This is a genomic window from Mycobacterium sp. TH-M82 (genome assembly GCF_057473605.1).
Window position 1 is genome coordinate 1 of sequence record NZ_JBYCKY010000209.1, and the last position, 11,502, is coordinate 11,502.

Genomic DNA, 11,502 nt, shown 5'->3' on the forward strand with positions numbered 1-11,502 from the left:
AGGGCAGCGACGTCGAGGACAAACTCGCCAACGTCATCTTCACGCCGTTCCAGGACCGGCACGGCAGCAGCATCCTGACCGTGCGCGACCAGAACACTTTCGCCGAGGAGCTGCGCCAGAAACGGCTGATGACCCTGATCCACCTCTGGCTGGTGCACCGCTTCAAGGCTGACTGGGTGCACTACGTCACACCCACCGAGGACAACCTGTACCAGACCGAGAAGATGAAGTCGCACGGCATCTTCCGTGATGTTCACCAGGAGGTGGGCGAGATCATCGTCGCCGAGGTGAACCAGCCGCGCATCGCGGAGCTCCTCGCACCGGATCACGCGGCGCTGTGGCGACTGATCCGCAAGGAAGGCTAACGCGAGTGGTGTCCGCCGCTACTCACCCGGCCTGACCTCGTCCTGGTGCTTCTTCGTCATGTGGTCGATGGCCTGCAGCGGCGCCCGTCACGCCTGCTTGGGCAGCTGAGCGTACATCAGCGGCACAATATGGTCGGCCAGGTAGGCATGTCCGGCGTCGGTGGGGTGTACACCGTCGGTACCGATCAAATCGGGCCTGTAGACAAACCACCGCTCTGCGATCGGATCGACGAACGCGGCCCCCGCCGCACGGGCCTCGGTCGCGAGGATGTCCCGGACCCGCAGCATGGCGTCAGGCACGTCAGCGGTGGGCCACGGTGGGCCGATCACCAACAGTCTCGCCGACGACGTGACCCGGCGCGCGAGGCCGAACGTGTCATGGATCATCGTTGTCAGCTGCGCCGGGTCGACATCTCGATCGTTGCGGGAGCCGAAGAACACCACCAGCGCATCGTCGGGGTGAACCGCACGGGAGGCCAGATCTTCGAACAGGCTGCCCTGGTTGCCGCGCACGCCGTAGCCGGCGCCCCCCTCCGCCACTACATCGGCCGCGACGTGCATCCCGCGGCGGGCCAGCTTCTGCCATGCCAGTTCGGTCCAGCCTCTGGCGCCCTCACCGCCCTCGGCCGAGCCGGCCGTGTAGGAGTCGCCGATCACCGCGACGTACTCCTCCGGCGAACCCAGCAGCCGGGTCTGGCAGCACCGAACCGGCGCCGAGCGCTCGGCCAGCGGACGGACCCAGGGCAGCGCTGCGAGAGCGACCGACGCAGCCAGCGCGACGGCCAAAGTGGCGTGCCGGGTCACCGTAACCTCCCCAGTCTTCCCCGGTCGATGGCACCACCGGCCGTACCGCAATCTGTCCCGGCGTGTGACGTTACTGCACGGTCAACGCGCCACTGCCACAGCGCGGTAACGGTTGCATCGCACTTGCCGCGTTTACTGCGACCGCCGTCCGGCGTGGATCCAGGATCTCATCGACGACGGAGACCGAGTCGGACTCGAGGTCGATCGGATCGCTGGCCGGCTGCATCCGCGCGGGCGCGCCCGTAGCGGCGTTGGCATCGCCGATGGTGGCCATGCTGCGCATCCATCGGCGGGCCGGTTCTTCGACCACGTGGAACAGCAGCGTCGAACCGGCGACGGCGATCGCCAAGAGGGCGATGACGATCCATTTTCCCGTTGCGCCGTGCAGCGCGACGTGGAACTGCACCGCGGCCCAGTTCCACGCGGTGTGCACCAGCTCGTGCACCATGTACAGGCAGAACGAGATCTGGCCGCCGTACACCAGCAGCCGGGTGGACAGCAGCCTCGGCAGGCTGCCCACCCCGACCGTCAGCGCCACCACCAGCGGCACGAACAACACGTCGACCAGTCCCCCGCTGTCGTAGATCCCGGAAAGTGGGTGCGCGTCGAAGAAGTACAGAGCGCCGACGATGACGGCCACAACGGCCGTGGAAACATAGCCGGCACCTCTACGGGCATGCTCGGTCAGCCGCAGCTTGCGCACTGCCGCGCCGGCCAGCACACCAGCAGTGAACTGCATGACGATCCGCGGCAGCCAGCTCCAGGGTGTGTAGAACTGACCGCTCACCACCAGCAGCAGCATCGGTGGCAGCGACGCGGCGACCGCCAGCCACATCACGTTGCGCGCCCTGGTCACCCGCGCTAGTCGATAGACGACCAGCACCAATACGCCGAACAGCAGGTAGGCCAACCATTCCGCGCTGATCGACCAGGCCGGCCCGTCCCAGCTGGACCCGTCGAAGAAGGGCTGGAACCATAGCTGAACCAGCAGCACCTGACGTAGGTAGCTGGTCGCGGTCAGCTGGCCGACCTCCTCCGACGGCACATGACCGACGTGCAGCGTGAAGACCACCCACAGCGCGGCAAGGTGCAAAGTGACCAGGTAAACCGGCCATACCCGGGCCAGCCGCAGCCACAGGAAGTGCACCGTCTCGCGCCCCGACCACGTCAATCCCATCCGGTCCAGGTAGTTCCAGGTCAGCACGAACCCACTGAGAATGAAGAACAGGTCGACGCCCTGCGCACCGCAGTTGAGCACCGGGGCGAGCGTATCGCTGAATTCGGGGGCCGCCTCGGCCAGCAGTGGCCGGAAGTGAAACAGCACCACCCACACCGCGGCGACGATGCGCAACCCGGTCAGGGCTTTGATCTCTCCGGTGCGCACAACACTCTTTCGCCGGTGGGCTCTGCTATTGCGGCTCTCGTGCTCGCAGACTAGCAGCGCAATAATCTCTGGTACGGGCGGTGGCCGCCCGTGACCATGTGGTTGCCGCCGTCGCGTTGCTCGAACAGCGCCGACCGCACGAAATTCAGTTCTCACCAAAGCGTTAAACGCCAGCCCATGCCGCCTTAACTTCGCCGCCTAACGTCGGGAACACCTAGGAGCCGGCGATTGCCGGCCCGGATATTGCGAATGAAGACGAGGCCGACCATGACCACGACGACTGCCCGGGACTCGACCAACTCCACCGTCGACTGCAAAGGCGCACAGGTTCGGGCTCACTATCGCCACCTGGCGACCGTGGTGACGATCCGGGGCCGCATCGACCCCACCAACGTCGATCTGCTCAGCGACCACGTTCGACGCTATATCCTCGCGAAAGAACCACTGGTGCTCGATATGAGCGGTGTCGATGCTTTTGCAGCCGCCGGCATCTGGCTGTTGTGCGTGGTGGACGGAGACTGCCGCGCCGCCGGCGTGGAGTGGACGCTGGTGGAGAGCCCGGTGGTCAGCGATCTGCTGCGTGACTTCGATGAGGATGCCAAGTTCCCGACCTCCCGTTCGGTGCACCAAGCGCTGCACAACCTCGCCGACGTCATCGAACGGCGCCGTCGGGTGCTGCTGCCGCTGTTCGAGAAGACGGCCTGAAATATCTGGCAAGCCTGTCGCCGCGCTGATCGACGTCGCGGCCCAACTCGCCGGCAGATTGCGGCGCGACGGCTGGGTGCTCGCGGCGGCTGCCGTGGTGTGCACCGCCGGTCTCGGTTTCTGCTCCCCGAGTTCCGCATCACCGGGTCCGGGGCCGGATCCCTCCCCCGGTGTGCCCGCGGTCGGCACTGCGGCGCGTGCCGCGGGCTTGGTCGATATTCGCAGCGCCGTCCCGGATGCGATCGTCGACCTGCGTTATGCGACGCCGGACAATTTCGTCGGAACATCGCTGTACCCACCCGACGCACGCTGCCTGGTGCACGAATCCCTGGCGCCGGGCCTTGCGACCGCGGCCGCCGTGCTGCGTCGCCAGGGCCGTGCGCTGGTCTTCTGGGACTGCTATCGGCCGCACGGCGTGCAGGTCGCGATGTTCGAAGCGGTTCCCGACCCGAATTGGGTGGCCCGTCCCGGTCCGTTCGCCCGCAGCCACGAGGCCGGGCGTTCGGTCGACGTGACATTGGCCGATCTGGCGGACCCGACTGCCCAGTGCCCGGCGGCGCGGCGCGCCGGTGTGGCCTGCCCGGTCGACATGGGGACCGACTTCGACGATTTCTCGCCGCGCGCGTCGGCGTTCGCCACCCGGGGCATCAGTGAAGCGGCGGCATCGAATCGGACCGCGCTGCGCAGCGCCATGGGTGCCGGCGGCCTCGCGGCCTACTCCGGCGAGTGGTGGCACTTCGACGGCCCGGGCGCCGGGGTCGAACGTCCCATCCTCGACGTTCCGGTCGGCTGAGCGGTGGTCAACGGCCGCCCCGGGTGGACAGGTGGCGCTCCACCGACTCGACCTTTGCGGTCATCGCGTCGGCGACGCCCTGCCGCCAGTCCACCTTGATCACGTGCTGACCCGGGGTGAGCGCGACGCCACGGCTTCCACCGCCCGTTGCACCACCGCCATCACCTCCGCCCAGGTGTCGCCTTCGAGCACGGTGAACATCGAGTCGGTCCGGTTCGGCAGCCCGGACTCCCGAACGACCCTGACCGCTTCCGCGACGATCTCACCGACGCCCTCCCCCACGCCCAGCGGCGTGACAGCAAACGCAACCAGCACAGACACCTATCTCACCTGACCCAGACTCACCACGACGAGCGTACTGCGACTGGCCGCACCGCCACCAACGATGGCAGCATCGAACCCCATGCGGATTCTGGTACAACGCGTCTCGTCGGCGCGTGTGTCAGTCGATCACCGGACGGTCGGCGCGATCGAACCGGTTGGCCCGGACGGCTCGACCGGACAGGGGCTGCTGGCTTTCGTCGGAGTCACCCACACCGACGATGTCGCCAAAGCGCAGCGGCTTGCCGAAAAACTCTGGCGGCTGCGGATTCTCGATGACGAGCGGTCTGCCGCCGACGTCGATGCACCGATTCTGGTGATCAGCCAGTTCACGCTTTACGCCGACGCCGCCAAGGGGCGGAGACCATCCTGGAACGCCGCCGCGCCGGCGGCGGTCGCCCAGCCGCTGGTGGCCGCATTCGCCGAGGCGCTCCGCCGCCTGGGCGCACACGTGGAAACCGGAGTGTTCAGCGCGCATATGTACGTTGAACTGATCAACGACGGCCCGGTGACTCTGCTGCTGGAGCTGTGATCGGACACTCGGCGGATCAGCTGGCCGATTACGGGATAAGGGGCATGACCACACCGAATGCGATCGCGAACGGGACCAATGCGGTGTCGGCGGCGATCGGATCACCGATCGCGCCGAGGAGGTTACCGGCCTCGAGTTGATTCACGAAAACGTTCGCGTCGTATGCGGGAAGGCTGGTGAGGAGCGCGTTGGCGGTGTCGGCATCTGAGAGCAGCAGCGCATACGCGTTCGAGAGACTACCGCCGAGGTCGTTGATGAGACCGGGAAGCGACGTCGGCGTGGTCGTCACGGCCCCACCAAGGTCGCCCAGGTTAACCCCCATGACCTTCGCCGACGCGAGCAACGTCGACAACGCGGGGTTGTCCTGGATCGGTGTCAACTGATAGTTGTCCGGGTTTTCCAGTTGCTTGACGGCGTCGGTGATTCCCTGCTGCAGACCTCCGCCCAGCGCGGTGAGCACATCGGCCGGGTTGAGGTTCGTCGGGAAAAGCCCGAACGTCGTCGGCACGTTCGCATCTCCCTGCGACCAACCGTCGGTGATGCTGCCGTAGCCGAGGTTGACCAGGATCCGGGTGTCGGGCTCGAGCAGGTCGTAGAGCGGCTGTCCGATCACTGGGACCAACTGCAGCAACTCCAGCAGTGGTAACTGCAGGTCCGGGATCATGTAGTAATTCGTGAGCGTGTCGGCCGCCGACGTCGGCAGTTGAATCGCCTGGCCGCCATCCGCTTCGGGCGTAAGCTGCGCGGGCGTGAAACCCATGTACTCGCTGTGCACCAAAACGAGACCGAAAATGGCGTTGAGATCCGACAACGGGTCGATCGGATACTGTGGGAAATCGGCGAACCCGTCGTACTCGGCGGTGTAAATGTCGGTCGGGTAGAGCTCATCGGGGGTCGCGCCGCTAAACGTGACGCCGAAGCTCGGGATGGACGGATTGGTACCGACCGGGACGTCGAAGCGTTCCAGCAGACCCCCGTTGGGGTTGCTGGGGTCGCCGACCAACACGAAGTGCACGTCGTGGCTGGGTACGCCCTGGCTTGAGAGCTGCGGCATCGTCAGCGAAGAGACCGTGGAGCTCTGCGACCACCCGAACACCACCACCGGGTTGGCGGCGTCGACCCCTCCGCCGGCGATTCGGCTCTGGACAGCTGAGTCCAGAATCTGTTGCCCCTGCACCTCCGAGGTGTCGAACGGCAGGCTTTTGACACCGGTTTCCGGATACAGCCCCTCGGGAGTGAACAAGGCTTGGGTGGCCCCGGTGAAGCCGCGCGGCTGCAGGTACAGCGAGTCGACGGCGTCCACGTAGGACTGGGACGGTATCGGGTAGCCGCTTGGACCGATGACCAGGGCCGTGCCGTTTCCCAGCGCCGAATCGCCTGTTTCCCCGGTGAGCCGTACAGCGCGCACCTGCACGTCGGGCACGGGCGGGGCCACCGGGGCCACCGGGGCCACAGCGAGGATGCTCGCACCGATCAAGGCCGCACCGGCATAAAGACGAATCGTTCCTGGCACGCATCGCTCCTTGCGGGTCGGACCGCAGACGGCCGGAATCTGACGGTTGTCGAGCGGGGTTGGCGCCCCCCGAGTCGTTAGCTTAACTTCTCACTTTGTTGGGTGCTTCGTTGTACGGAAACGAATCCGCACACGACAACGCACACGCGACATCCTCGAGACACTGGGGACCCTGAGGGCACTGGGGGCACTGCTCAGGCGGTCGATGCTCCCCCGATCACAGCGCCGGCCCGTCCCGGAGGGGCGGCCGCTCCACATTGGCCAGCCCGACCGGCGGCAGGTACACCCCCACCAGCGTGCGGTGCCACCACGCCCGGTCACGCCGTAGCTCCCGCCAGGTGGTGAAGCGGTAGAGGTAAAGCAGCGCCCGCACATACTGCGGCGGGGCGTCGGGAAAAGGGTTGTGGCGCAACAGGCGCAGCGTCGCCCGGTCGTTTTCCAGCAGCCGCAGCATGAAAGCACCCCGCCACTGCTGCGCGTACAGGGGGGAGATGGCGGCGAACCACATCAACCAGTCCAGGCGCAGATGATACGGCGCCCACTGCGCCGGCAACCGGTGCAGCGCTCCGGGCTTGCCTTTGAATTCGTATTCTTTCCATACGGTTTCATCAGTGGCCTCCGGCTCGTCGGTGCCCTCGATCACCACTTCGCGACGGGTCCGGCCGATCGATCCGAACGCGCCATAGGTGTTGACCAGATGAAACGGGTTGAAGGACGCATTCATCCGCTGCCGGCGAGAGAGCAGGTTGCGCACCGGCCAATAGCTCAGCACCACAACCGCAACGGTGAACGCAACCACCAGGCCGGCGAACCACGGCGGTGCTTGCGGCAGCGCCGGCGGTTCAGGGATCGGCAGCAGGGCCGCCACCCGGGAGCCGTCGATTGCGCTGCAAGCCAGGACGATCGTCAGCCAGTTCAGCCAGGCGAAATTGCCGGACGCCACCAGCCACAGCTGGGTGACGACGATGATCACGGCCGCACCGCTGGCTACCGGTTGAGGGACGAACAACCCGAACGGCACCACGAGTTGGGCAAAATGGTTGCCCGCCACCTCAACCCGGTGCAGCGGCTTGGGCAGGTGATGGAAGAACCAGCTCAGCGGCCCCGGCATCGGCTGCGTCTCGTGGTGGTAGTACAGGCAGGTCAAGTCGCGCCAGCACGAGTCGCCGCGCAGCTTGATCAGCCCCGCCCCGAACTCGATCCGGAACACCAGCCACCGGGCCAGCCACATCACCAACACCGGCACCGCGACGCGATCGTTGCCCAGGAAAACGGCGAGGAACCCACTCTCCAGCAGAATGGATTCCCACCCGAACGAATACCACGTCTGGCCGACGTTGACGATCGACAGATACATCACCCACAGCGACAGCCAGCCCAGCATCGCCACCCACAGCGGCACCAGGTCGGCTGCGCCGGCGACCATGGCCGCCGAGAGCGCCGCACCCGACCAGCACACGCCGGCGAAGAACCGGTCGGAGTAGTGGAGATGAAAGATGCTCGGCGCAGCCCGGAATGGCTGCCGCTGGAGGAACCGCGGCACCGGCAGCAGGCCGTGCTCTCCGATGAGCGCGCGGAACTGTCGCCCGCCCGCGATGAACGCGATCAGATAGATGGCCGCGATACCGCGTTCCAGCACCAGCCGGCCCAGCCAATAGTCGGGTGCTGTGAACCACGCGAAGTCTGTTTCCAAGCCCGCAACTCCTGTGATGTTTCATACCACCGGTTGCCGGCCCAGTTCAGCCGTTTGCGAGTAGCCGGCGCAGTAGGTGCAGGGCCACGGTCGTGGAACGGTCCCGGACATCAGCGCGGTTGCCCGGCAGTCGGGTGGTTCGGGTGATCATCGGGCCGCGGCCATTACAGCCATCACCACCCAGCAACACGGTGAAGCAGACCGTACCCACCGGCTTGTCCGCGGTACCGCCGCCCGGCCCGGCAATCCCGGTGATCGCCACCGCGGTGTCCGCCTGGAAGCGGCGCAGCGCCCCGGCCGCCATCGCCTCTGCCACCGGCTCGGAGACCGCACCGTGTTCGGCGATCAGCGTGGCGTCGACCCCGAGCAAGTCCACCTTCGCGTCGTTGGAGTAGCAAACCACCCCGCCGGCGACGTAGCCGGACGCGCCCGCCACCTCGGTCAGCCGTGCCGCCAGCAGCCCGGCGGTGCAAGATTCCGCGGTCGCGATCCGGCGACCCGACAGCAACCCGGCGACAATGTCGTCCACCCGTGAACCGTCTTCGGAGTAGATCGCGCCGGGGTGGCGCCCGCGCAGCAGCGTGAGCAGCCGCTGGTACACCGCGTCGGCGGTCGGTTCGTAGCGGGTGACCATCTCGATCTCCCCGCGCCGCAGGCAGGTGGTGATCTCGAGCTGGTCGAAGCCCGCGACCCGCTGCTGCGCGTCGCGCAGCGAGTCGGCCAGCCCCGACTCCGGTGGCCCGAACATCCGCACGGTCTGCTGCCGGTAGGTGGTCCGGCCGGCGATCGCCGACTGCACGGCGGCGGTCTGCACCGCTGTCTGCCACATCGGCTGCAGCTCGCGCGGCGGCCCAGGCAGCACCACCACCGTCGGCCGGCCGGGCACCACCACGCCGGGTGCGGTTCCCACCGGGTCGATCACCAAGGCCCCGGCCGGAATCAGCGCCTGCTTGCGGTTGGCGGCGCGGATCGCCTCGAAATCAGGCACGTTCGGGCCATCGGGGGTGTGGTAACGCGCAATGAAGGATTTCAGGATCGCGGCGATCTTGGTTTCCAGATCGGAGTCGAGCACCAGTTCGCGCCCACAGAAGTGGGCCACGGTCGCTACCGTCAGGTCATCGGCCGTCGGCCCCAGGCCGCCGCTGGTGATGATCAGATCCACGCCCTCGCCGGTCAGGAACCGCAGCTGTGCCTCGATGTCCCGGGGGCGGTCACCGCAGATCGTGATGTGCGCCAGCTCAACCCCGAGCTCAAGGAGGCGATCGGCGATCCAGGGACCGTTGCGGTCTTGAACTCGTCCGGTCAGTACCTCGGTGCCGGTGACCACAATCCCCGCACGTGCGCTCACCGGTCCGAGACTACGCAGTCAGTTTTACGGCAGTGCCGAGATGATGGGCAGACTGCCGGCCGCCGGATGACTCGGCACCACCGGCACCGCGGCCGCGGCGGACGGGACGAAAAGGCCCGGGAAGGTTGCCGCCGGAGCGGCGGCCGGGGCGGCGCCGCCGAGATTCGGCAGCGGGAATGGCAGCAGCGAACCCAGGTTGCCCGGCGCCGGGAGTCCGGACGTGACCGGCAGACCGGCGGCGGTGCCGGCCGTCGGGGCGAGCGCCGCGGGAGCCTGGGGCAGGTTGATGGTGGCGGTGGCGATCGGCGCGGGAGCCGCCGGTATCGCCGGCGCACCGCCCAGTGCAGCTGCGGCGGTCTGCAGCAACTGCTGCGGAATGCTGCCGACCTGCTCCACCAGCCCCGGCAAACCCGGACTCGTCAGCGTGGTCGTGTCAGCCGTCGCAGTTGCGCTCGACGCCAGCGCGGCCAAGAACAGGCCCACGGCGGTGCCCGCGGTGACGGTGATGCGGTTTCGGATGCGTGACATGGTTTTCCAATCCCTACGGCGACAAGGTCGGGATCGAAGTTAGACCACGGCGAGAGTGACTCCAGTGACAGACGTGGCTGTTTATGAAACCGTTGCGAACGAGAGTCGTTGCGGTGACCGTTACTTGGCCAGCCAGCCCTGGATCTTAGCCAGATCCCTGGTGTAGGCCAGCAGCACAGAGTCCTCGTAGTGCGATCCCCCGTTGAGAACGCCGGGATCGCGCCATATCACATGGACGTGGGACGCGCCACGGATGTAGATATCGGCCCGGTCGTGTTCCTGGCGTCGCCAGCCAAACTGTTCCCCGAACTCAGACAGTGCCTGCCGCTCGTCGGTTGCGGTGGTCATCGGTTGCTCCTGGTGCTTACTGCTGCGTCGAACACGCTAGCAGTTGCGGCCCGGCCGGTGCAGCCCACCTGGCGGCGGCGGTGGCAGACTGGGCGGTTGCGCAACCGGCTCAGCGGGGTAAGGCGGTTCATGACAGCGACATCTCGGGGGGCCACCCGATGAACGGTGCACATCTGCAGGTCGATGTGCTGGCCGAGATCGCCGCCGGTCCGGCGGGAGGGCGGATCGGAGCGTTCTTCGACCTGGACGGCACGCTGGTTGCCGGGTTCACCGCCACCGCTCATGCCCGACATCGCATCAGCCGCCGGCAGGCCGGGATCGGGGAGGTGGCCGGTATCGTCGAAACCGCGATGCGGTATCGGTTCGGCCGCATGCGGTTCGAGCGGCTGCTGGTTCGCGCCGCGGGATATCTGAAGGGCGAATCGATGAGGCGGCTGGACGCGCTCGGCCAGTGGCTGTTCGTCGACCGCATCGCGGCGAGGGTTTACCCACGCATGCACGAAATCGTGCACGCCCACCAGCGTCGCGGCCATACCGTGGTGCTCAGCTCCTCGGCGGTCACCATCCATGCCGAGCCGGTAGCACACTTCCTCGGTATCACCCATGTGTTGTGCAATCGCTTCGAGCTCGACGACCAGGGCAAGCTGACCGGTGGAATCGTCGAACCGGTTATCTGGGGGGTCAATAAGGCCGCGGCGGTCCAGCGGTTCTGCGCCGAGCACGGCGTAGCCCTGCAGGAGAGTTATTTCTACGCCGACGGTGCCGAAGACGTTCCGCTGATGTCGCTGGTGGGTCGGCCCCGGCCGGTGAATCCCCGACCGGGACTGGCCGCGATGGCGACGAAGCACGGCTGGCCGGTGCTGCGGGTCGCCGGCTCGGACCGGGGCAGACGGTCCGCAGGGCAAGCCAGGTCGATCCGGTACTAAACTAGAACACGTTTCAATTCGCTGCTAAGGAGCACCCATGCACACCGCGATCTGCGACCAGCTAGGCATCGAGTTTCCGATCTTCGCGTTCACCCACTGCCGCGATGTGGTCGCCGCGGTGAGCAAGGCCGGTGGTTTCGGGGTCCTCGGGGCGGTCGGCTTCACACCCGAGCAACTCGAGATCGAGCTCAACTGGATCGACGAGCACATCGGCAACCATCCCTACGGCGTCGACATCGTGA

11 protein-coding genes and 3 pseudogenes are annotated in these 11,502 nt (G+C 66.8%); 6 read left to right on the forward strand and 8 right to left on the reverse strand.

Annotation, left to right across the window (positions count from 1 at the left end):
• Positions 1-365 (forward strand): annotated as a pseudogene (locus AC2VON_RS06145) (isocitrate lyase ICL2); the annotation flags it as partial.
• Between the two features lie 87 nt (positions 366-452).
• Here AC2VON_RS06145 and AC2VON_RS06150 read toward each other — a convergent pair.
• Complete coding sequence (locus AC2VON_RS06150; protein ID WP_486952156.1) at positions 453-1,151, reverse strand: Rv0518 family GDSL lipase; 699 nt, start codon at positions 1,149-1,151, stop codon at positions 453-455.
• An 88-nt stretch (positions 1,152-1,239) separates the two neighbouring features.
• A complete protein-coding gene (locus tag AC2VON_RS06155; protein ID WP_486952146.1) occupies positions 1,240-2,553 on the reverse strand; it encodes an acyltransferase family protein in 1,314 nt (437 codons plus the stop codon).
• Between the two features lie 267 nt (positions 2,554-2,820).
• On the opposite strand from AC2VON_RS06155, the gene AC2VON_RS06160 reads away from it, so the two are divergent.
• The gene (locus tag AC2VON_RS06160) at positions 2,821-3,258 is read left to right on the forward strand and encodes an STAS domain-containing protein (protein WP_486952147.1); all 438 of its coding nucleotides are present in this window, start codon (positions 2,821-2,823) and stop codon (positions 3,256-3,258) included.
• A 58-nt stretch (positions 3,259-3,316) separates the two neighbouring features.
• Positions 3,317-4,051, forward strand: coding sequence for a M15 family metallopeptidase (locus tag AC2VON_RS06165; RefSeq protein ID WP_486952148.1), 735 nt, complete (start codon positions 3,317-3,319; stop codon positions 4,049-4,051).
• Between the two features lie 7 nt (positions 4,052-4,058).
• Here the strand turns inward: AC2VON_RS06165 and AC2VON_RS06170 are convergent.
• A pseudogene (locus tag AC2VON_RS06170) lies at positions 4,059-4,372 on the reverse strand (MTH1187 family thiamine-binding protein).
• A gap of 82 nt (positions 4,373-4,454) precedes the next feature.
• On the opposite strand from AC2VON_RS06170, the gene dtd reads away from it, so the two are divergent.
• On the forward strand, positions 4,455-4,904 hold the full coding sequence (gene dtd / locus AC2VON_RS06175; protein ID WP_486952149.1) for a D-aminoacyl-tRNA deacylase: 450 nt from the start codon (positions 4,455-4,457) through the stop codon (positions 4,902-4,904).
• 28 nt (positions 4,905-4,932) lie between these two features.
• Here the strand turns inward: dtd and AC2VON_RS06180 are convergent, their stop codons facing one another.
• The 5 genes from AC2VON_RS06180 to AC2VON_RS06200 form a co-directional block, all read right to left on the reverse strand.
• A complete protein-coding gene (locus AC2VON_RS06180; RefSeq protein WP_486952150.1) occupies positions 4,933-6,417 on the reverse strand; it encodes a PE-PPE domain-containing protein in 1,485 nt (494 codons plus the stop codon).
• 217 nt (positions 6,418-6,634) lie between these two features.
• Positions 6,635-8,110, reverse strand: a complete 1,476-nt coding sequence (locus AC2VON_RS06185; RefSeq protein WP_486952151.1) for a lipase maturation factor family protein — start codon at positions 8,108-8,110, stop codon at positions 6,635-6,637.
• Positions 8,111-8,156: 46 nt separating this feature from the next.
• The gene (locus AC2VON_RS06190; RefSeq protein WP_486952152.1) at positions 8,157-9,458 is read right to left on the reverse strand and encodes a competence/damage-inducible protein A; all 1,302 of its coding nucleotides are present in this window, start codon (positions 9,456-9,458) and stop codon (positions 8,157-8,159) included.
• Between the two features lie 24 nt (positions 9,459-9,482).
• Positions 9,483-9,986: a hypothetical protein gene (locus AC2VON_RS06195; RefSeq protein WP_486952153.1), complete on the reverse strand. Its 504-nt coding sequence runs from the start codon at positions 9,984-9,986 to the stop codon at positions 9,483-9,485.
• A gap of 120 nt (positions 9,987-10,106) precedes the next feature.
• Positions 10,107-10,334 (reverse strand): hypothetical protein, encoded by a 228-nt coding sequence (locus tag AC2VON_RS06200; protein ID WP_486952154.1) that lies wholly within the window; start codon positions 10,332-10,334, stop codon positions 10,107-10,109.
• Positions 10,335-10,492: 158 nt separating this feature from the next.
• On the opposite strand from AC2VON_RS06200, the gene AC2VON_RS06205 reads away from it, so the two are divergent.
• Complete coding sequence (locus tag AC2VON_RS06205) at positions 10,493-11,260, forward strand: HAD family hydrolase (RefSeq protein WP_486952155.1); 768 nt, start codon at positions 10,493-10,495, stop codon at positions 11,258-11,260.
• A gap of 37 nt (positions 11,261-11,297) precedes the next feature.
• Positions 11,298-11,502, forward strand: a pseudogene (locus AC2VON_RS06210) (nitronate monooxygenase); the annotation flags it as partial.